The sequence below is a fragment of the Rhodococcus globerulus NBRC 14531 genome (assembly GCF_001894805.1).
GTDB lineage: Bacteria > Actinomycetota > Actinomycetes > Mycobacteriales > Mycobacteriaceae > Rhodococcus_F > Rhodococcus_F globerula.
In genome coordinates this window covers 1-22,248 of record NZ_BCWX01000006.1, presented here as the reverse complement: position 1 = coordinate 22,248, position 22,248 = coordinate 1, and the positions used below count along the sequence as shown (strand labels likewise).

Sequence of the window (22,248 nt, the reverse complement as noted above, 5' to 3'; positions counted from 1 at the left end):
ACGTCTCTTTCAGAAGTTCATGCCGTCGATGGACGGCGCACGGAATGGATCGGAAACGGGTGCCACCGAGGACTGTTTTCCGAAACCACCGAGGGCGCCGGCGTCCGGCGATACCGGAATTTCGAACGAATGCTCGTCCACGATCGCCGACGTTTCACCGCCGAACTGAAGTTCCTCGCGGGCAAGGCCTTCGCTGAACTGGGTGGTCACCGACAGCAACCCCAGTCCGAGGCGGACCTGATCCGCTCGGCCTCCACACACAGCCGCACGTCCACTGGTCACTGCGAGATCGGTCAACAGAGTCCTGTCGAAGTGCCCGCTCTGCGCAATCTCACCCGCAGCACCGACGCCTGCCATGAATCCGTCGAGAGTCAGCACACGCGACTGTCCCAGATCCCGAACCTCGACCGAAGACACCAATTCCGTGAGCAACGAAACCTTGGATCCTCCTAGCTCCGCGAGAGCCCTCTCCCAGACAACGTCGGCGCCGTCGAGAGCGATTTCTCCGTCAGCCAGCTTGTCCGACCACACGTCGAGCGCCGAGCCAGATCCCCACCCTTGCTTGGTGTAGAGCAACTCTGGACTCTGCCGCACGTCCAGTCCCAAAGCCCCTAGATGATCGCCTGCGGCACGCGTCAATTCGTCCCAAGGTGACGACATCCAGCCCACCGTGAACAATTCGCTGCGCAGCCGTTCCGCAACCTCGAGAATCCGGCCCGGCTCCGGACGTGCCGATCCGATGGCAGCCGAACGCGGAAGCCCCCATTCGACCTGGCGAGTGGAACCCGAGCGCTGAGGTGCCTTTCCGAGCGGCTCCGCCAAGAACGTCCCCAACGCCGCACTCCACGAGACATGCTGACGGTACGCCGCAGACAACCTATCCAGATCGCGCAGTGCCGTCCTCAGATTCGCCTGATCGGCTTCCAATTCACCGGCGGCTCTTCGCTGCCGGTTGATCAGCTGGAACAACTCTTGCTGACTTCGGGTGAACAGGATGAACAAACTCACGAACCACACCGCGATCGCCACAACGACGATCACGGCGCAATGCCACCACACCATAATGTCGCGGTATGTCAGGTAGCCAGCAGCTCCGATGATCAGCACTGCCAGGAGAGTGATGATCTGAGCCCACCGCGCCAGCCCCCGCTGACGGTTCCGAATACCCTCCGACTGATCTTCGAACCCCGAATGAGCACGTAACTTCCCAAGCAGCGCACTCACTTCGGAGCGTGTCGAATGCATTCCTTCGGCGAGAAGCTGGCCGAACGCAAATCCGTAGGAACGACGAATGGTCTGCCCCCAGGCGTCCACCGCGCCCACAGTGCGACGCGCTTCCAGTCCTAGGACCTGGTCTTGTTCGAGTTCACGCAACTGAGCCCGAAAATCGGAAATCGCAAGAACATCATGTGCATCGAGCCCGGACACGCCCGTACTGGCGGCAATGATTCCCGGGACGTCCGTGAACCGCTGAGCCTTGCCTGGAACGATGTCACCGGCGATCCGAATCACCGCTCGATTTGCACCGACCTGAACCGGAGGTAGACCCTGTGAACGCTCCCCTGCATCTGCCAAAGTGAGTGCGCCGGCTGAGTAATCGCTCCACAGTCGGGACAGATCGGTGGACGCGGCGTGATGGCGGCTCTCGGTTCCCGAATCCAATGCCGTCATCATCTGATGCGACGCGGCCGTGAATTCTGACCACTTCACCGAACGCCCGTCCGGTCCGACTCCGTTGACGACGATTGTGTACGCCGAAGAATCAGTGCCGAAAACCGCGGCGTTGAGAGTCGACGCCACAGCGCCCGAGACACCCCTCGATACCCGGTTGTAGAACGCCATCGGGGCATTGCGGAGAGCGGAACCGATGAAGCTGAAGAACATCACCAGCGCCCGCCATAGGCCAATCGCTTGCGAACCCCCAACCGCCGGCATCGGCACTCGCGACCCGATCAGCATTCCACGGTGCTTGCCCCACAGGTTCTGGGCCATGGTTCCGGTAGCAAGTGGAACGTCTTCGACGTAGACCACACTTCCGCCGGCATCGAGCGGCAAGGGAAGCGGTCCACCGATATCGAGAACCTGCTCACGCAGATCATGCTCCGCCCCGGATGTTTCGAGCCGACGATAGAAGGAACGCACTAGTCGAATCGCGTCACCGGGAACTACGTGCAGATCGTCAAAAGGTGTGTGCGCAGCATGCGACCACAGTCCGACAACACCGGCCACGACCGGCGCCGCGTTTCGCCCGATCACGACAGCATCGGTGGTGGCAGCGAGCGAAACATGGCCCATACCCGGACCGTTGGAATCTTCCGGTGCAATCAAGAGATTGTGCCAGCCCGCCAATGCCGGAACTGCCGACGCCGGTGCCGTAGACCCACCCCGAGTCAGGATCGTCCGGAGCCGGACGAGCTGTGCGCTACCCGAATTTGCGACGAGCATATCCGCGATCGCTCGTTCGGATTCGACGCGAACTGACTGAGCCCCCTCGATAAACGGGACCAGAACACAGAGCCGCACGCGAGTGACCCGGGTCGAAGCCAACACGTTCTGCAGTGCGACAGTGGATACTTCGCCGCCATCGACGGCGGTAGCGCTCACAGCCGACAGGCCCGAGGCCACGTCACGCTCGTCGATCCACAGGAATGGGTCGAGTAGCCCAGCCGAGGAAAGGTCGGTCAGGACGTCCCGCACACCGTCTGCCGGTCCGGGAGCCGCGAGGAAAACCGTCAACACACTCATGTCAGAACTGTCCTAGGTCGGGAATCACGATGTCGTTGTCTCCGAATCCAGCTGAAGGCATTGTGGGGAAGCTACTTTGCACGGGGCGCAGAGCGGTTTCCTCGCATTCCTTGACCATCACCGACAGCTCGGCAGTGGCCCAGAACACGTCAGGTGCAAGGTCACGGAATATCGGCGTCTTGGATGCCTGCCCTCGCGAGGTAATCTGCGAGAAGGTTCCGCCACCTGACGCTCCATCCTGACCTGGAGCCAGGTAGTGATGGCCCACAAACGTATTCAAACGTTCCAGCCACTCTACGGTCTTGGCGCTGCGCTCCTCGATGGTGGACACACCGTCCGAATCCGGAATGGCTGACGGCCATCCGGTTTGCGTGTCACCGGTGCGCAACCACTCGGTCAACGCCGACTTCGCCGAGATCTCATTGATTCCACGTGCCGGATCTTCCAGTGTCGCATCGTAAATCGAGCGGAGCGCTCGGTACGGATGCATCGAGGACATGACCGGCTGTTGATGAGACTGAGCCATCGCCAGCAGAACCGATTCGAGCACTGCAGGCAACCAGTCGTTGTTGGCACCGAAGCGACCAGGCGGAGTAAGCAACGGATTCGGGAAATCAAGCCACGCGCTCTCTGCCGCCGACCAGACTCGCACCGGTTCCAGGAACGGCGGGGCTGGAATCCGAATCCGTCCGAGTACCAGTCCGAGGAACCACCCGGCCGTCATGGCGCGACGCTCGTTCTCGTGCATAGGTAGCGACGCAGCGAGTGGGCGCGACCGTCGCATCGACCAGAATGCCTCCTGCTGTGACGGAGTGGAATCCGCCCATTGCTTCGCAGCGGGTTTGAGCACGGAATCGTAGGCGAGCGGCGAATAGTTCGGATACGAACCGAAGATGTCCAGGCGTTTGAGTCCGCCCTCGTCGGTGAGCAGTCGCCCGAAACCGTCACCGGTCTCACGATCGATCTTGGGATTGTGGCTGATCGACTGTGCCAGAAGTTCCGATACCGGAAGATTCAGGAAAGGCACCGCCGAGAACTTGTATCGGTATGCGATCTGCTGACCCGGATGCAATGCCTCCATCGCCTGCTGATTGACACTCGCGAGTGGGCGAGCTAGCGACAACGCCTCGCCGAACTTCGAGAGCAGCAGCGAAGTACGCTGTTGCAGTTCGTATTCTGGAGCTCCCGACGCCACGATGTAATCCCTCAACGTCACCTTGCAGAACCGGTCGAAAGACTCACCGGTTCGTGAGACGTACGCCCTGGCACGGTCAAGCAATTCACCCGCGCGCAGATGAACGTCGTAACGAGCAGCCGACGGGATCAGTGCCTCGTTGGTCGAGGGGTTGACCGGAAATGCCTTCGACCGCCACGTCGCCGTTCGTTCGATCAGTGGCACGACCTGTCCCGGCGCGCGTGATCCGTCGGTTGTGGGCCAGAGACCTGTGACAACTCGTTGTGATGCGATCTGCACGGCCGAATCGAATGGCGGAGGCACGGACGAATCCTCCGCTACTGCCATCGGCAGATCACTGCGATACTGCGCGAGGAACTCCGCTGACGGTGTCAGCATCACCTCGTTGTTGGCCTCCGCGAAACGCTGCGGAACGCGTTCTGCCCCATCCGACGGCCAGGCTGCATACTGGTCTGTCTCCAACCGCGCCAAACCGACGTCGATTGCGGGCGTCTTGCTGGCAATCCGAAGAACGGTCTGAGATTCGTTGAGCGCAGCCAACAACGGCGTCAAGATTTCCGGCACCAAGGCAGCGACGATGTCGCGCACCTTGCCCGAAAGGGTCGAGTAGATCTGCCGATTGATGTTGTTCTGGTACTCGGCCACAACCGAGTCGATGACGGCACCGCTCATCGGAATCGTTCCGTTGAGGCTGGCCAACGTTCCGGTGACGCCAGGTGTCGGCGCCGTAATATCTGCAGGCGCCAACTTCGCCAGGTCCTCTGCCGCCGGACGGATGACATCCCGCAGATATGCCGATAAGCGATTGACAATTGCTGTGGCATAAGGCAACCCGAGGCTGGCTACAGCTTCGGCCACCATCGACTCGATGTTGTATACGATGCGATCCTGCCAACCGAAAGCGTGCAGGAGAGCTGCGCTGTCCGACGCGCCACGCAGGGCGGGGCCACGACCGCGGATCGCTTGTTGGACATCAGGAACCCACTGTTTCGCGTTCATTCCGTCGCCGGACGGGATATACGGACGGAGCTGTGTCTCGACGATCTGACGCGACATACGCCCGATCTCGTCCCATGGCAGAACCGTTCCGGTGATCCACCCGCCGACATTAGCCGGTAAAGCTCCACCCGCGGCATTGCGATCAGCCAGGCCGACCCGCGCCAGAATCGACGGCCACTGGCTGTCGAGAATGGCATTGACCTGTTCTTCATCCGAAGCCGGATTTCCGCGCTGCAGGTGACCGCCAAGCAGACGGTCGACGCTACTACGAGCCAATCGCTGGGCAGCGTACTCCGCATAGCGGTCACGACCCATACTCAGGCTCGAGAATCCGAAAGTGCCCCAGGGCAGGCTGTCCCAGGCGCCTGCGCCCCAACCGATGTGTTCGCGTAGACCCGCCAGACCGCCACCGTTGGTGAGGTCGTACTGAACGAATTGGCGAGTTGCAGCGCCACTCATCATCAAGCCCGACAGCCCACGCCCCAGCCCGCGATAGATCGCGTTCTGCGACCCGTCACCGAACGGCGCACCCTCGGTACCCACACGGCGTCCAACCGGGAATACGCGTGCGAACGGCACTTCTGCCCCTTCGCCATTCTGCTGTCCCAGCGCCTTCAGGATGGTGACGTCGTGTTCACGCGCCGAACCCATCTGACTTGCGACGATCTCACCCAGCATCGCCAGTGCGTTGGCGCTGACACCAGTGGTAGCGCTCTTACCCAATCCATCGAAAATATCGGGCGCAACCATGAACACGCCCATCATCTTCGGATCCAAACGCGGTATGAGAGTGAGTAATCGGCAGATGTCCAACGCCATCGACGCACCGGCGCCCCCGGCCATCGAAGACACCACCAGAACTATCGGCGCTTCCCCCGGATCGAAGGAACCACCGCCGGGAATGTCGAGTGACCGCATCTCGGTCTCGGTCGCGACGGTGAACAATTCGTCCCAAGCCCGTTGCAGCACTTCACTGATACCGGCCGTCTTACTCAGTGTGATCATCCGTCCGAGTGCACGGAACTGACCGGCCCCCGAACCAATCGGCACAGGTACGTTCCGCGGATCTCGCGGCGCCCAGGTGGCGATCGAGCTCAACTGCTGTCGAGCTGCGAGTTGATTGGAGAGCGCGTTGTCGAGTACTGCGTACGAATCACCCTGCGGCCCACTGCCGAAGTACGTACCACCCTGATCACGAACGTTGTTCAGTCCGTCCGGCCCGGTCTCGGGCGCGGTCGGAACATCGAGACTCACAAATTGCCAGCCGGACGGGATCTTCTCGACGCCGGCTGCCGCGAGGTCCGATCGCAGCTGGTCCATCATGTAGGACAACGTGACAGCGCCCGAGCCGCCGCAACCAACTACCAGAAAACGCCTCATGCCGGTCCTCTCCAAATAACGATGCCTACGCTGAAAGTCATTGCCTGCCTCGGCTGTCCGGTGGCCCGAACGGATCGAATCCGCTCGGAGGCGCAAACGGATCCGCGGTGCCTGCGGAAGTCCCCGGCGGCGCCCAGGCCGATCCTTCTGCCGGGTAACCACCTGACTGAGCACCTACCTGTGAGTTACCGAAGGGGTCGACTATCGGTGAACCAGGAGGCGTGCCAGAATCACTTGGCCCACTTGCACCCGACGTGTCGACGGCTCGCCCGCGCAGCTGGGACACCGCGTTAGCCACGTTGCGCCGGGCATCGTCGAGCACCCGCTCCACCCGATTTTTGTCCGCATCCGTACTGATCAGCAGCAATAAGGTCGCGACCTCCGGCGAACCGTTCGGATCATGGAACACGGCCCACGAGTTGTGCACCGCCAACGGAAGCTGTGCGTCACCGGCCTTGTCCGTCGCCGGATTCGAACCCGACGCCCCCAGCATCCCCGGCAGACGCGCGCTCACGTATCCGGCTCCAACGGGCGAAAGTCCTACATGAGTTCGTAATTCGACGCCGGCTGCGTCGAGGATCCGGGTAGCTTCATGCATTCCCCGCACCGAATCGACAAGATCGCGGTCGCGCAATCCGAAGGGGCGCCCGTCGCGGAGAATCTCACCATTTCGGATCTCGATGGGAAATTGCTGAGCCTTGAGCCCACCCGGCGGAATCTTGGCGGTCAACCACTTACCGACATACAGAAGCAAGAGCGGGATGCCCGGACCGAGCAACAGCGCCACGATCAGCGTCAACCAGAACGTGCCGGTGTCGACAGGCTTCTGGACGTCCGCGGTGAACTGCACCGGAACCGAAATCTCGCGATCACTCTCACCAACCGGCGACACGAGCAGCGACATCGTTCCGCTGACCGTTCCGTTGACGGCATTTTCGATGTCGATCGACACCGGGAGAGTCCCACCCGATTCGAGACACTGAGCCTCTTCAGCCGGACCAGTCAGGGCCACCGATCCGATTCCGTCCGGCGAACCGGTGAATGACACCGACTGACCCGAGTCCAATCGAACACATCCTGCCCCGGTGACATCTAGATCGCGCTCGAAAATACCGGCGCCTTCGAGAGTCCCGAAATCGACGCGAGCGGGAAGCGAGGGGTAACCGATCGGCGGCGCAATCGGCAGCGCGATGTCGACCGACTGAGCTGTCAGCGCGGTTCCCGGCTCGACACCACCGTCGACACGCGTCGCGTCCGCGGTAGTGACATCCAGGGTCAGGCGCAGCGTCGCATCTCCCGGCGGCACGTCAGTGAGATCGAGTTCAACCGACTCGCCGATTCGATCCTTGGGCAACGGAGCTGCCACGTCGTGAACTGTCCCCGACGAGTCCACGACTGAGACGGAGAGCACGGCCGTACCCAGCAACGACGCTGGATCGATGGGCGCACGATCTGCACCCACAATTCCGAGTTCGATGGCACTGGTCTTCTCCCCCGTGTGAACCGCGGTTGTTTTCTGGCCGAGCCATGCGGGGAACAAATTGCCTGAGATGTGGATGTTCGACTTCGATCGCGCTTGTGCTGCGGCTCCTGTCGGATCGACGAATGCCAGCGCCCACACACCCTGCCACTGATCCGAGCCGGCATCCGACATCGAGAACGACACCGAATTCGGTGACTCCCAGCGGTAGTTGATCTCGATACCGGCGAGCTGTCCGCGAGAATCCGTTCGCAGAGCGGTCAAGGGCAACGCCAATTGCGCACCGTTCGGGGCGACCACAGTCGGTACCAGACCTTCGGCGTCGGCAAACGCGAGCACGTTTACGGCACTGATCGAACGGTCCAGCACAAACCGATGCTTACCTTCTTCACACACCTGTTGGACGCAGACACCACTCTCGCGTTCGAGCGGCGCTTGCCCCGGGGTACTGAAGGAATCGAACGCGAACAACAAATCGTCGATGTTCTGAGCGAGAAAGAACTCCCCAGGGGATGGCGCCTGTACTGCGCCACACGACGCGCCATCACCAGATGCACCGGAGGTAATCGCATGCATCAGATCGAAGTCGGCGGCAGCGGCGGTTCCGGACGCAAGACCGATGCCGAACATCTTGATTCCTGCACTTCTGACCTGATCTGCAATGCCAGCCGGTCTGCAAATCGACTCGGTGGCAGCTGCGACGACCTGCTTGACACCTTCCGGCGAGCCCAAGTCGATCCCCGGCGCGTATGGCTTGCTGGCGTCGCGTTCGGTGAAGTCCAATTTCCCGTCGGAGAACCATGCAATTGCCTGGCACCGACTGGATCCGTCGGCGTTCTGCGGGCGGTCTCTCAAATCGTTCTGGGCACCGTTCATCGCACCCCAGTAGTCGGTGTCGACGCCAGTTGTCCGACCACGGAACTGTTCGATCGAGCTCTTGAGGGTGGGCACGCTCCCAGAATCCAGAGCAATCCACTCGGTATGGACGGTGTAGTCGCTCGAGAATCCCGCGATCGCGACATTGAGGTCGACTGCTGCCGATTCACCAAAAGCAGCAAGGCGATCCAGCAGGAAATTCGCCGCGGACACTCGCGCCGCGTCCGGGTCGGAGGTCTGCAAACTCGAGGACTCGTCAATGAGGAGAAGAAGATCTCCCGTCTGCTGCGACGCCAGGCACGAACCGAAGTCACTAACGGCAGAACCCGCATTCGCGGCCGTCTGTGCGGTGGCCACGCTTAATCCGCCGACCGCATTGAGCATCAGAATTCCGAAAACGAAGAGCGCACCGATGCGCATTCTGCTCACAGTCGTCCAATCCAATCAGCAATGTTCCATGCACTGATCAGCACTGCAATGCATGAAATAGCGAGTACGACACGGGTCACCGACGACACCCACAGCGGCTCCGTATAGAACGCACTGGCACGCGCCTGTGTGTCGCGATACGTAAAGAGCGCAAGCAAACCAATTGCCACTGGGCCACCGAGAATCCAGGCGACTACTGCGACCGGACCCGAATCGAGTACTACAAAGGCAACAACGGCCACGATCAATCCGATCGTCGCGACCGCGCCTGCGGCGGCGAGCCATGCGGTCGGTGCAGTGCGTACCTGAACGACAGTGCTGGCGCCTGCCCCGCTGAACGAATCACCGGTCGGCATTCCCGGATGCTGATTCGGTGCCGGCGGCGTATTGAATCCGCCTGAAGACCGGGTGAAATCCCCGACTCCCGGATCAGGTGGACCGCCATGTCCGGGCTGCGGGCGCGAATAGTCACTGAAGTCGAATGGGTCGGGTGGTCGTACCAAGGAACGCTCCTTGCAATGGGATGTAAAACGGTAACCAGAACTCGGAGTGCACTTAATTGTGTATTTCGGTCGATCATGGGTCTTTGCTACATATGCAATTAGGACTGATGGATCTTCCCCGCCCCGACTTGCACGAACACATATCACCACATGAGTCGGACAATTTCGTCGTTGGCCCTCAAAATGGGCCAAGTCGACATAACGGAGTTAGCCTATTTCGCCACCGATAGCACACACTGACCCATCATTCAAGACCCGCTAAAGCACCTCCCCCGTTGCCTCGAGTACTGATCTGCAAAACGACGCGACGCCCCGACTAGACTGGAACCACGCCGCCTCTGCGCGCCCTGTCATCGAAAGGCACGTCATCACACAATCTCCCGCTCCGCACGACATCTACTTCGTACCCCCGGAGCAGGACACCACTGACACAGTGAAACCCGTCTCGTCCTCCGTGCGCGCTCGATTGGAGGACCGCCCGGAAACTGTGCGGTTCAAGAATCGGTTTGCCCTCCCTATCGTCACCACAACCCCGCTCGAAGCGATGATCGAGGACCTGCTGTTCATCCGCGATATTCTCGACGCGGCCGGTGTCGAATACCTCCTCGTACGCGGCAACGACGAACGAGCAGTCATCGCGGTCAATTGGGCCAACCGTAAGAAATTGCGCCGCGCGCTGATCGACGGATGCCAGAACACACCCTTCTATTCGAAGACTCTCGACGCGAAGAAGAGTCCAGCGCTCTTGATAGCCGACGGCGCACTGTCCTCCACACCAAAAGCCCGCATCTTTCGTCTTTTTCGGCCGCGTGTTCATCTGGCGAGTGGCCTGAACTACGGCGCGAATATCGGTCTTCAGATCGAACTGTGGTCGATGTCCGACTCAGAGATCGTTCTGCCCATCGAAAATTCACTGACCCGGCGGACGGTGCGTCCGGAAGAAGCAGTTCGTGGAACGGTGGAGCGTTTCGGCCGGGTGTGGCCGACGATCGAGAACATGTTTGCCGCCCATGCCTCCGACATCAATTTCGACATCGACCTCGTCTTTTCCTGGGTGGACGGTTCGTCCGAGGAATTTCAGGCGCAACGCGCACTTCGGATGCAGAACTACATTGTCGGTGAAGGTGACGAATCCGCAGCACGATTCCGTCAAATCGACGAATTGAAGTACGCACTACGGTCCGTGCACATGTATGCGCCGTGGATCCGAAGAATCTTTGTCGCCACCGATTCCGATCGTCCGGCCTGGCTGGCCGACGATCCTCGGGTCACTTTCATGCCCAGCGAAAAGTTCTTTGCCGACCCGTCTGTACTGCCCACTCACAATTCTCAAGCGGTCGAATGCCAACTGCATCACATCCCCGGACTCTCCGAACATTTCCTCTATTCGAACGACGACATGTTCTTCGGCAGATCCGTCGGCCCCGACATGTTCTTCTCGCCCGGTGGAATCAGCATGTTCATCGAGGCGGATACGCGAATAGGTTTGGGACACAACGACGACGATCGCAGCGGATTCGAGAATGCGGCCCGGGTCAATCGACGTCTACTACAAGAGCGATTCGGATTGATGACAACTCGGCACCTCGAGCATGCCGCCACCCCGCTACGCAAAAGTGTCATGGCGGAAATGGAACGCGAATTCGCGGACGATTTTGCGGCCACCGCTGCGAGTACCTTCCGCGCAAGCACCAACATTTCGGTCACCAATTCGCTGTACCACTACTACGCGCTGATGAGCGGCCGCTCCGTCGTACAGAAGTCGGCTACCGTCAAATACGTCGACACCACTGTCAAAGCCGGTTTGCGACAGATGAATTCACTACTCAAAGACCGGTCGATGGATTTCTTCTGCCTCAACGACGGTAGTGAACCGGAAATCGATCTCGAACTACGTACCCGTAAGGTCACCGAATTCCTCGAGAACTACTATCCCGTCAAAGCGCCGTGGGAGGCCTGACGCATACTACTGCGCGACGGCAATATCGTTGTGCTCACCGATGCGAATGCCTGCGTCCGCCAGACGCGCCGCAGCGTCGCGGGCGCTGACGGCCTCACCCACCGTATCGTCGCGGACAACGTCGTCGCGCTCGAGCGGCACTACCGAATGAACAATCGTGTCGGCGTACACGTGGACGAGATTGCAGCCTTGTGCGCTGTCTCGGCCACGCTGTCCGCCGACCGCTACGTTGAGGTCCTGGGTGTAGCAGGCCGACGATGCGACAGACACGGGAATTCCCGCGAACGTCGCCGTCGTCGAGTAATGCAGGTGGCCCGCGAGAATTGCCCGCACGTCACTTCCCCGGAGCACTTCGGCCAACCGCGGCTGATCTCGTAGTTCGACCAGCACAGCCAGATCCTGGATACAGGGAATCGGCGGGTGGTGAAGGGCGAGAATCGTTCCGTCGGGCGCTGAAGTCGCTAATTGTGTTCGCAGCCAATCCAACTGGGCGTCGCTGATCGATCCGTAGTGGTGGCCGGGAACAGTGGAGTCGAGCGTGATGATGCGGAGGCCGTCGATGTCGTAGACCCGATCGACCGACCGGGTCGACGGTGACTCGTTCAACAACCGCGTCCGGAAGTGTTCCCGATCGTCGTGGTTACCCATCACCCAGATGACCTCGGCACCAAGTCTGCCGGCCACCGGTTCCACGATCGATTTCAGCGTCTCGTACGCGTCCGACTCCCCTTTGTCGGTGAGATCGCCGGTGAACACCAACGCCCGCGGACGCGCCCCTGACGCCTCGACGCCGGCAAGAATCTGCCGCAGTCGAGCTGTCGCGTCGACGGCGCCGTACAGGTCCCCGCCCTCGACGAGGTGCGTGTCGCTTATATGCACCAGGAAGTGCTTCGGACGTGGATATTCGGCATGTCGAACGCTCATCGGTCTCTCGCTTCCGCTAGCCGACGCGCAGGTACCGGTGCACCTACCGAACCTCGACAGTAGTCATCGAGTCTCCGGCCCTCGTTCACGCACACCCATGGACCGCCCGGAATCATCGGTAGTTGAAGCTACGAGTAGAGTCTTCGCAGTGTTGTTCCTGACCTCTCGACGCTACGTCGACCTTCGCCTGCAGGCGAGCGCAATGTGTCCGCGCTCGGCCTGATAGACGCGTACCAGGAAACATTTTCACGAAACCCCGCCTGAACTTCTTCACGGCGTGCCGCGTTTCGCTCTCTTCAATTTTTTGAAAGGCATTGTCATGCCCAGCTCCACCTCTACCGGCGTGCCGGAATCAAAAACCCGGTTCCCCTCGTGGGCAACGTCATTCGGACCTCAGATTGTTGCCGGTCTGGTTATCGGTGTCATTCTCGGTCTCGTTGCCCGCGCGATGCCTGACGCCGCAGACGGCAATGTGAACTGGCTCGTCGGAACTGTACAGACCATCGGCAGCAGCTACGTCAAACTGCTGACGGTCGCGGTCATTCCGCTGGTGTTCACAGCCATCGTCAGTTCCATCGCAAACCTGCGTCAGGTTGCCAATGCCGCTCGATTGGCTGTGCAGACTCTGTTGTGGTTCGCGATCACGGCATTCATCGCGGTCATCATCGGCATCGTCGTCGGCCTGATCACCGATCCAGGTTCACGTACCGACGTTGCCGTCGAATCTGCCAAGGAACCGAAGAGCTCCGGATCGTGGTGGGCGTTCATCACCGGCCTGGTGCCGAACAACTTCCTCGGTCTGGGTGCCAAGACGTCAGTCACCGAAGGCGTCGCGACAACCTCACTGAGCTTCAATGTTCTGCAGCTGCTTGTCATCGCAGCGGCAATCGGAATCGCGGCGCTCAAGGTCGGCGCCAAGGCAGAGAAGTTCCTCGAGTTCAACGCTTCCCTCCTGGCAATCATCCAGAAGGTGCTGTGGTGGATCATTCGCCTCGCGCCGATCGGCACCGCCGGCCTGATCGCCACCGCCGTCGCAACCTACGGCTGGGACGCCATCGGATCGCTCGGCGTATTCACCGCCGCGGTCTACATCGGTCTGGCGATCGTGTTCTTTGTCGTCTACCCGGCTCTCATTGCTGCACACGGCCTCTCGGTTCGGAACTTCTTCTCCGGCGTCTGGCCTGCCACTCAACTCGGCTTCGTTTCCCGCTCGTCGATCGGCACACTCCCACTGACCGAACGCGTCACCGAGCGCAATCTCGGCGTGCCGCGCGAATACGCGTCGTTTGCCGTGCCGCTGGGTGCCACCACGAAAATGGACGGTTGCGCCGCAATCTATCCCGCAATCGCCGCCATCTTTGTTGCCGGCTTCTACGACGTTCCGCTCAACTTCACCGACTACCTCTTGATCGTTGTCGTGTCGGTTATCGGTTCGGCCGCTACCGCTGGAACTACCGGTGCAACAGTCATGCTCACCCTGACGCTCTCGACACTCGGACTGCCACTTGCCGGCGTCGGTCTGCTGCTTGCCGTCGAACCGATCGTCGACATGGGCCGTACGGCCGTCAACGTCACCGGGCAGGCACTCGTCCCGGTGATCGTGGCCAAGCGCGAAGGCATCCTCGACACGGCCCGCTTCAACGCGCCTCGCAACGGTAATCCGTTTGCCGAAGAACTCGTCGACGCATAATTCGGCCACACCAAAAGATGTCCCCGCACCGCGATCGGTGTGGGGACATTTTTTCTGGTCAGATACCGAGCGCCTTGGCCAAAGTTGGCCACACTTTGGGGAAACGCTCACGCCAGTACGGCCACGAGTGCGTGCCGGTCGGTTCGTAGTCGATCGTGGCATCGATACCGAGTGCGGTGAGACGCTGGTCGAAAGCCTTGGTACACATGTGTGCAACCGCCTCGATACTGCCACCGACGACCAGACGATCGGCCAAATCAGGCGTCTGCAAATTTTCGTTCTCGCCCGCCACGCCCGTCGCGACGGACAAGTAGATTTCCGTTCCGCGGAGTTGCTCGGCATTGAGGAGCGAATCGTGCGCTTCCCATTCCGGCCCGCCTGGAATCCCCCACATGTTGTCGGTGTTTCCGCCGCGCGACGTGACCGTCGATTGGATGCTGGCGCGCCCCCAGGTGTCCGTGGTCGAGTAGCACCCACTGAAACCCGCCACACCTTTGTACAGGCCCGGATTTCGGTGGGCGAGCATCATCGCACCCTGCGCGCCCATCGAAATGCCCGCAATTGCATTGACGCCGTTGGTGTTCAATCTCGCGTTCAGGAGCGAGGGCAACTCTTTCGCAATGAACGTTTCCCACTTGTGCAGTCCAAGTGCCGGATCCTCGTTCTCCCAATCCGTGTACATGCCGGCCTTGCCGCCGTTGATCATCACGACGTTGACGTTCTTGTCGGCAAAGAAATCCGGCGCGACGCCGTACCGCACCCACCCACTGGACTTCTCCTGAGCGTCGGCACCATCCAGGAGATACAGGGTAGGTCTCGGCGCAGAGTTGTCCGCGGGAAGGATAACTTCGATGCCGACGTCACGTCGCAAGGCGGGAGATGCCACCGTCAGCCGAACGGACTGCGGTCCAGTCACGTTCTCTCCGACAATTGCGGGGGCCGTAATGCCGTCCAACAGTTGTGCTGGTGCCCCTGGGTCGCCCTGCATGGACCCGGGCACAGTCGAACCGTATTCCAACGTCTCGAGACTGTCGGAGATCGGCGTCGCGCCTACTGAAGTGATACTGAGCACCTGCAGTCCGAACACACACGCAGTGGTTACAACGATTCCCGCCCGCCTCACGGGGGTGAGCGGGGTCAGGCACTTCGACATCAGGCTCCCAAACAATTAAATACAGTCATTTGAAAGATACCGTGTAATTCGGACACACTCACCCGCTGGCCCATCCCACCACGCCTGATCAGCGGCGAAACGACAGCTGCGCACGTACCGTCAGACACCCAGAGCCTTCGACAGCGTCGGCCACGCCTTCGGCAAGCGCTCACGCCAGTACGCCCACGCATGGGTGCCGTTGGGCTCGTAGTCCACGGTGGCATCGATATCAAGTGAACGCAATCGCTGATCGAACAACTTGGTGCACACCTTTGCGGCAGCCTCGATCCCGCCGCCGACAACCAGTCGCTCCAGCAGTTCCGGCGTCTGCAGCGTTTCATCCGCTCCGGGGGCGCCGTTAGCAGTGGAGATGTAGATCTCCTTGCCGCGCAGGCTTTCTGCGTTCAACACGGAATCATGTGCTTCCCACTCGGCCCCACCGAGTGCTCCCCACATATTGGCCGGATCACCGCCGCGCGAGGTAATCGTCGCCTGCACGCTGGTTCGGCCCCAGGTATCCATCGTCGAATAGCAACCGCTGAACACCGCGACGCCGCGATACAGATCCGGATACCGATGAGCGAGCATCATCGCGCCCTGCGCACCCATCGACGTCCCGGCGATTGCATTGACGCCGTTGGTCCCGAAGTGAGCGTCGATCAACGGTGGCAACTCCTTCGCGATGAAGGTTTCCCACTTGTGCAATCCGAGCGCCGGATCCTCGTTCTCCCAATCCGAGAACAAGCTCGCTGATCCCCCGTTGATCATGACGACATGGGCATTCTTGTCAGCAAAAAACGCGGGGGCGCCGCCCATGGTCACCCAGCCGTTCGAGCCCTCACCACCGTCGACGCCCTGCAGCATGTAAAGCGTCGGGCGCGGAACCGAGTTGTCGGCCGGAAGTAACACCTCGACACCAACCTCACGCTTCAAGGCCGGCGACGCAACAGTCAGGCGCGACGCCTGCGCTCCGGTGTGCACTTCACCCACAATTGCCGGTGCCACTATGTCGTCGCGCAGAACTGGAAGCGGTCCGGGATCATCCCGAAATATCTCGGGAACGCTCGATCCGAAATCGAAACTTCCTATACTCCCGGTGCTCTGCTGCGCGTTGGCCGTACCGGCACCGACCAGCGGCGCGGTCGCGACACATGCCGCGATCAGCGCGGCCCCGAGCTTCCCAATCCGGGCACGCGTGTTCACATGGACATTCATCCAGACTCCCAATTTCTAATCCGACAAAGTGAACATACCGTCCAGTTTAAAATCGGCGGTCATTACCGCTGTTTCACAGCGGTGTCGGACTCGCGGATTAGGGTGGAAAGATGCAGCCGGAATCAGTCCTAGTCCTCGACCTGGACCAAATCCGCGCTGTAGTCGGCACAACCACATTTCAACGCGGACTCGACTATTTCCGCCAAGGAGCCGTTCGCGAATTCGAGTGGGACGAGGCGACCCAGACTCTCGAAGGCGAGGTAATCGGCAACGAGGAGTACGTATCTACGGTCTTCCTCAGCCGGCGCACCCATAACAACACCACCAACGTCGCCACGATCCTCCGTGGCATTTGCACGTGCCCGGTGCGCATGAACTGTAAGCACGTCGCTGCCCTGGTCATAGCTGCCGCGGCGAGGTCCTCACAACCACCGGCGCCCAAGAACTGGGAAGACTCGATCCGGGCGTTACTTCGGCCGAATCCTGTCGAACGAGGCGCCAGTGATCTTGGCATTCAATTCACTCTGCGCACCAACGGCCCACGAAACCAACTACTGGTCAAACCCGTGCAACCAGGCGCGCGGGGATGGATTTCCGGGGGCCTCGCGTGGAACAAGCTGGGCAGCTTCCACCAACACCCGGCGCAACACATCCGGATACTCAATGACATCCACCTACTGATCAGTGCCAGGACGGCGTACCGCCACTACAACGCCACCGATTTTGATCTGGCGGACTTCCCCAGTCCTGGCCTGTGGGCGTTGCTCGCCGAGGCGCGCAATGCCGGTATCCCACTCCTCCACGCCAAGCCGAGCCTCGGACCAGTCATGATCGATGACGGAGTGGACGTGTGCATCGACGTGACGCATGGTCCGGACAACGGACTTCAGGTCACACCGCGCCCATTTTTCACGAACGACGGCGAGAGAACATCAGAGCCAACCCCACCGATCTGGGGAACAATCGGTAGCACTGCCCACGGCATCTACGCAGTCGACCACGACGGCAGAATCCGGTTGGCACCGCTGAACACCTCCGTCTCCCCTGCCCTCAAGGACTTCATCAACGCAGGCGACGCCATCGACGTGCCGGCAGAACACCGCGAAACCTTCACTTCCCGCTTCGCGGTCAGACTCAGCTCAATTGCCGACATCGTCTCCAGCGACAATTCGTACGCGTCACCCGAGATCAGCGGTCCGGTCCTTCACCTGAGAGCGAAGTACGGCGATGATCATGGTGTTGACCTGACGTGGGAGTGGCAGTACACCATCGGGAACGATCGATTGGCCGTCGGCGTGGGTGAACATCCCGGGTCACTCGACGGCCGCTCTCCCGCCAAGGAACAATCCATCCTCGACACCGTGAGCTCCCTGTTCGGTCCCTCCGACACCACTCGGCCACACACGCGAGAACTGGTCCACGGTTCATTGGCGGGCCTGGACACGATGCGATTCACACTCGATGTCCTTCCGTTGCTCCGTGACCATCCAGATGCTGACGTCACCATCGACGGGACACCCGCCAACTATCGCGCCACCGATGATTCGCTTGTCATCGGGCTCTCCACCAGCGCTTCGCCGGACAGCGCCGGATCGGACTGGTTCGACCTCGGGGTCACCGTCAACGCAGACGGCCAAGAAGTGCCCTTTGCCGACATCTTTGCCGCCCTCAGCATCGGCGCCACCGAACTGCTGTTGCCCGACGGCGCATACTTCAGCCTCGACAAACCCGAACTCCGTGAACTGCAACGCCTCATCGCGGAAGCACGCTCACTCCTCGACCGCCCCAACGGTCCGCTGCGAATCAGCAAGTTCCAAGCCGGCCTCTGGGACGATCTCGCGTCGCTCGGAATCGTCGAACATCAAGCAGCGCAGTGGAAAAAGCAGGTCGACGGGTTGCTCACCCATGCCTCCATCGACCACGTGGATGTCCCGTCGACATTGCTGGCCACGCTGCGTCCCTATCAGGTCGACGGATTCCGGTGGCTCAATTTCCTTCTGGAACACGGACTCGGCGGAATACTGGCCGACGACATGGGGCTCGGCAAGACGCTTCAAACACTGGCGATGATTGCCCGTGCACGCCAATCCGATCCGGTGGCACCACCTTTTCTGATCGTTGCCCCGACCAGCGTCGTCTCCAACTGGAAATCCGAAATAGCCAGATTCACACCAGAACTCAGTACGGTCATCGTCACCGGGACACTCAAACGACAGAACCTCGATCTCACCGACATCGTTATCGGCGCCGACATCGTCATCACGTCGTACGCGTTGCTCCGCCTCGACTCCGACGCCTATTCTGCCAACAGCTGGTCCGGCCTCATCCTCGATGAAGCCCAGTTCGCAAAGAACCACAAATCCAAAGTCCACCAGTGCGCCCGAAGACTCGAGACGCCGTTCAAACTCGCCATCACCGGCACACCTATGGAGAACAACCTTTCCGAACTGTGGTCACTGCTTGCGATCACGGCTCCCGGACTCTTTCCAAATTCCGCCCACTTCACCGAGCTGTACCGTCGGCCGATCGAAAATGGCGGGGACACAGAGCGATTGGAACAACTGCGCCGACGTGTCAAACCGTTGATGATCAGACGCACCAAGGAGCAGGTGGTTCGCGACCTACCGGCAAAGCAAGAACAAGTACTCGAGATCGACCTCTACCCCAAGCATCGCGCGCTCTACGACACGCATCTCCAACGCGAACGCCAGAAGATCCTCGGCTTGCTGTCCGACGTCGACAAGAACCGTTTCACCATCCTCGCGTCACTGACACTACTTCGCCAACTCAGCCTCGACGCCTCGCTGATCGACGACAAGCACGCCACGATCCCGTCAGCCAAAGTCGACGCACTTCTCGAACAATTGGACGACGTCATCGCCGGCGGACACCGCGCCTTGATCTTCAGTCAGTTCACCGGTTTCCTCAACGCCGTTCGCCGCCGCCTCGACGCCGATAACATTGAGCACTGCTATCTCGACGGCAGCACGCGCGACCGCGGCGACGTGTTGGAAAAGTTCAAAACCGGTGCTGCGCCAGTGTTTTTGATCAGTCTCAAAGCAGGTGGCTTCGGGCTCAACCTCACCGAGGCCGACTACTGTTTCATTCTCGATCCGTGGTGGAACCCCGCCACCGAAGCTCAAGCCGTGGACCGAGCACATCGCATCGGCCAAACCAAGAACGTGATGGTGTACCGCCTCATCGCCAAGGACACGATCGAAGACAAGGTGATGGCTCTCAAAGCCAAGAAATCCGCGCTGTTCGCCAGCGTGATGGACTCCGACGAGCTCCTCAGTTCCACTCTGGGCGCCGAAGACATCCGTTCGCTATTCGAGTAAACGCCAGGCTTGTCCCACCCCGTGATCTCGGGGAACGGTATGGTTATTTGTGAACGGACAACACAGAACTCACGAATGCGGATATCACCACATTCGAACGAGAGGAACCTGAATGGGCGTCACACTTGCCAAGGGCGGCAACGTATCTCTGTCGAAAGCAGCACCCAATCTGACCAAAATCGCTGTCGGACTTGGATGGGACGCACGAAGTACCAGTGGCGCTGACTTCGACCTTGATGCCAGTGCGTTGGTCACCGGCCCGGAACGCAAGGTACTTTCCGATCTTCACTTCGTGTTCTACAACAACCTACGGTCCCCTGACGGTGCCATCGAGCACACCGGCGACAACCTCACCGGCGAAGGCGACGGAGACGACGAGGTAATCAACATCGACCTCCCGGCGGTACCGCCCAACGTCACCAACATCTTCTTCCCGGTATCGATCCACGACGCCGACGCGCGCCTCCAATCCTTCGGCCAGGTCACCAATGCCTACATTCGCGTGGTCGACCTCTCCACCGGATCAGAGCTTGCTCGCTACGACCTGTCCGAAGATGCGTCCACAGAGACAGCCATGCTCTTCGGTGAGGTGTACCGGCACAACAACGAGTGGAAGTTCCGGGCAATCGGCCAGGGATACGCGTCAGGCCTAGCAGGCATCGCCCGTGACTACGGCGTCAACATCTGACATCGCGCCACGAACATGGGGTCCGAGCCTGAATCAGGCTCGGACCCCATGTTCGTTCCAGCTGTACTTTTAGCGCTGAAGGACTGCCCGCGCAAGATACTGCGCCCAGGGCATATCCGACGTCGAGATCATCCCTACCAGGTCGTATCCAATCGCGCCGACCAGATCGAGAACCTCGATCGTGGTGCCAGCAGACTTGCCCGGAATCGCGGGCTCTGCAACCAACGCCGGGGACGATCGGATCTGGCCAAGAGTTCCCGCAACAAGGTGATGTCGATCCGACGGCTCCAGCCCCGCGGCAACAGCGAGCAGGACAAGAAGTTCAATCGCCCGCGCAGGTCCCGCCGACGCAACGGGAACCCCGTCGACAATGCAATTCCACAAAGCGTCTGCATCTGCACTCGCTGAACGCCCACGACGAGTCAGGACAATCCGGCCCTTCAGCTTCCTGGCCAAACCCCAGCTTCGGAGCAGCACAAACAAACGCTGAGCCTTGGGAAGATTAACCGGCTCGAGTTCCGGCTGGTCCAGCGCCGCATCGACCGTCGACAGAAATGACTCGACATCGATTCCATCGTCACCGATCAACGTCAACAACATCTGCAGCCGCGCGCCCACAGCAACACGTATCTGCGACGAAGACTCGGACCGATCATCGAGTCGCGCCATCGCAAAGACGTCATGCAACTCAGGTGCGCTGGCCGGCGCGAGCAATTCGAACAGATTCCAGATATCGAAGGTGCGTGGGAACGACGCTATCGCGGACTCGCGCGCCACCGTTCCGACACAATGAGCCAATCGCTCGTTGACCTCCTCCAACACAAACTTATTCGGCTCGAAATCGGTTTGTGCCCACTCCAGAGTCCACTCACGAGAGCGCAATTCCTCGGAAAGCAACATCCTCAACAGTTGCTCGAATTCTTCAGGTCCCGCGCATTCCTCGGGCGGGCACGCACCAACACCTTCGACGCACACCGCAGGTTTATCCGCTGCCTCGTCGTCGACCGCTTCGAGAGTCACAGAATGCCGCCACGCACCGGCTCGTCCGTACCGGTACTGGATCATGTCACCGGGAGATATCAGAACTTCGTGAACGTGGACCTCGTTCTCGGCGACTGCGCTCTGGCCGCGGCTACGACGATCAGCCACACGATTACGCGGAGCGTATTCCAGAAAATCACCAGGAAACCGTGTGCCGATCTTCCGCCACGAATGTCCATGCATATCGTGCCAACCCATTGCCCGTTGAACTACGGCATGGAAATCGTCGAGCGTGAAATCGGAATCGACAATCAACCGCCGCGATATCTGCGTGGACACCTCTTCAAGCCGAATCGAGATTCGTAGACCTGCCGGCAGTGAACGGCGCTGTCCACGCGAGTTCATCGAGGGATGTTCGGGCACAGCGGGAGTCTGCTGTGAAGCAGCGGGAGTCTGCTGTGAAGCAGCGGGTTCTTGCTGATCCAATCCTGTCGGCACAAGTCGCAGGTGCGAGCCACTGGAGTTGCGGAGGCCAACCATAGCTGTTCACTATGCCACGAACTACTGACATCCCATGAGTTTTGTCGTCGCTACGTACCCTGTTTGCGGAGTTTTAACCCGCCCGCGATGGTGCGAACGGTACGTTCGGTCGATCCGAGGCGACGGGTGTACCGTTCGCTCGATCCCGGGGG

General features: G+C 60.4%; 12 protein-coding genes. 4 read left to right on the top strand and 8 right to left on the bottom strand.

Features of this window, described 5'->3' with window-relative positions; all coding sequences use genetic code 11:
• Positions 1-9 precede the first annotated feature (9 nt).
• From RG2_RS25890 to RG2_RS25875, 4 genes are read right to left on the bottom strand one after another with little or no spacing between them, the layout of a single operon-like run.
• Positions 10-2,745 carry a hypothetical protein gene (locus tag RG2_RS25890; protein ID WP_033235988.1) on the bottom strand — a complete coding sequence of 912 codons (2,736 nt, stop codon included), beginning with the start codon at positions 2,743-2,745 and terminating at the stop codon, positions 10-12.
• Between the two features lies 1 nt (position 2,746).
• Positions 2,747-6,319: a tubulin-like doman-containing protein gene (locus RG2_RS25885; RefSeq protein ID WP_033235987.1), complete on the bottom strand. Its 3,573-nt coding sequence runs from the start codon at positions 6,317-6,319 to the stop codon at positions 2,747-2,749.
• 37 nt (positions 6,320-6,356) lie between these two features.
• Positions 6,357-9,095, bottom strand: coding sequence for a vWA domain-containing protein (locus tag RG2_RS25880; RefSeq protein WP_230590318.1), 2,739 nt, complete (start codon positions 9,093-9,095; stop codon positions 6,357-6,359).
• A gap of 5 nt (positions 9,096-9,100) precedes the next feature.
• Positions 9,101-9,607: a hypothetical protein gene (locus tag RG2_RS25875; RefSeq protein WP_133637968.1), complete on the bottom strand. Its 507-nt coding sequence runs from the start codon at positions 9,605-9,607 to the stop codon at positions 9,101-9,103.
• Between the two features lie 544 nt (positions 9,608-10,151).
• On the opposite strand from RG2_RS25875, the gene RG2_RS25870 reads away from it, so the two are divergent.
• Entirely contained in the window at positions 10,152-11,567 is a 1,416-nt protein-coding gene (locus tag RG2_RS25870; RefSeq protein WP_033236113.1) for a stealth family protein, read from the top strand.
• A 6-nt stretch (positions 11,568-11,573) separates the two neighbouring features.
• Here RG2_RS25870 and RG2_RS25865 read toward each other — a convergent pair whose 3' ends face one another.
• Entirely contained in the window at positions 11,574-12,491 is a 918-nt protein-coding gene (locus tag RG2_RS25865) for a phosphodiesterase (RefSeq protein WP_033235986.1), read from the bottom strand.
• Positions 12,492-12,810: 319 nt separating this feature from the next.
• Between RG2_RS25865 and RG2_RS25860 the strand changes: the two genes are divergently transcribed.
• Positions 12,811-14,181, top strand: coding sequence for a dicarboxylate/amino acid:cation symporter (locus tag RG2_RS25860; protein WP_033236112.1), 1,371 nt, complete (start codon positions 12,811-12,813; stop codon positions 14,179-14,181).
• Positions 14,182-14,239: 58 nt separating this feature from the next.
• On the opposite strand, the gene RG2_RS25855 is transcribed toward RG2_RS25860, so the two are convergent.
• Positions 14,240-15,334: an alpha/beta hydrolase gene (locus tag RG2_RS25855; protein WP_033235985.1), complete on the bottom strand. Its 1,095-nt coding sequence runs from the start codon at positions 15,332-15,334 to the stop codon at positions 14,240-14,242.
• A 120-nt stretch (positions 15,335-15,454) separates the two neighbouring features.
• Positions 15,455-16,549, bottom strand: coding sequence for an alpha/beta hydrolase (locus RG2_RS25850; RefSeq protein ID WP_051730661.1), 1,095 nt, complete (start codon positions 16,547-16,549; stop codon positions 15,455-15,457).
• A 110-nt stretch (positions 16,550-16,659) separates the two neighbouring features.
• On the opposite strand from RG2_RS25850, the gene RG2_RS25845 reads away from it, so the two are divergent.
• Positions 16,660-19,887: a DEAD/DEAH box helicase gene (locus RG2_RS25845; RefSeq protein ID WP_033235983.1), complete on the top strand. Its 3,228-nt coding sequence runs from the start codon at positions 16,660-16,662 to the stop codon at positions 19,885-19,887.
• Positions 19,888-19,999: 112 nt separating this feature from the next.
• Positions 20,000-20,575, top strand: coding sequence for a TerD family protein (locus RG2_RS25840; RefSeq protein WP_033235982.1), 576 nt, complete (start codon positions 20,000-20,002; stop codon positions 20,573-20,575).
• Between the two features lie 69 nt (positions 20,576-20,644).
• Here the strand turns inward: RG2_RS25840 and RG2_RS25835 are convergent, their stop codons facing one another.
• Positions 20,645-22,096 (bottom strand): plasmid pRiA4b ORF-3 family protein, encoded by a 1,452-nt coding sequence (locus RG2_RS25835; protein ID WP_230590316.1) that lies wholly within the window; start codon positions 22,094-22,096, stop codon positions 20,645-20,647.
• Positions 22,097-22,248 lie beyond the last annotated feature (152 nt).

What these genes read in the sequence shown, in the direction of transcription:
- RG2_RS25890 (WP_033235988.1), bottom strand. Translation starts at nt 2,745, where the DNA reads ATGAGTGTGTTGACGGTTTTCCTCGCGGCTCCCGGACCGGCAGACGGT.
- RG2_RS25885 (WP_033235987.1), bottom strand. Translation starts at nt 6,319, where the DNA reads ATGAGGCGTTTTCTGGTAGTTGGTTGCGGCGGCTCGGGCGCTGTCACG.
- RG2_RS25880 (WP_230590318.1), bottom strand. Translation starts at nt 9,095, where the DNA reads ATGCGCATCGGTGCGCTCTTCGTTTTCGGAATTCTGATGCTCAATGCG.
- RG2_RS25870 (WP_033236113.1), top strand. Translation starts at nt 10,152, where the DNA reads ATGATCGAGGACCTGCTGTTCATCCGCGATATTCTCGACGCGGCCGGT.
- RG2_RS25865 (WP_033235986.1), bottom strand. Translation starts at nt 12,491, where the DNA reads ATGAGCGTTCGACATGCCGAATATCCACGTCCGAAGCACTTCCTGGTG.
- RG2_RS25860 (WP_033236112.1), top strand. Translation starts at nt 12,811, where the DNA reads ATGCCCAGCTCCACCTCTACCGGCGTGCCGGAATCAAAAACCCGGTTC.
- RG2_RS25855 (WP_033235985.1), bottom strand. Translation starts at nt 15,334, where the DNA reads ATGTCGAAGTGCCTGACCCCGCTCACCCCCGTGAGGCGGGCGGGAATC.
- RG2_RS25850 (WP_051730661.1), bottom strand. Translation starts at nt 16,549, where the DNA reads ATGAATGTCCATGTGAACACGCGTGCCCGGATTGGGAAGCTCGGGGCC.
- RG2_RS25845 (WP_033235983.1), top strand. Translation starts at nt 16,660, where the DNA reads ATGCAGCCGGAATCAGTCCTAGTCCTCGACCTGGACCAAATCCGCGCT.
- RG2_RS25840 (WP_033235982.1), top strand. Translation starts at nt 20,000, where the DNA reads ATGGGCGTCACACTTGCCAAGGGCGGCAACGTATCTCTGTCGAAAGCA.
- RG2_RS25835 (WP_230590316.1), bottom strand. Translation starts at nt 22,096, where the DNA reads ATGGTTGGCCTCCGCAACTCCAGTGGCTCGCACCTGCGACTTGTGCCG.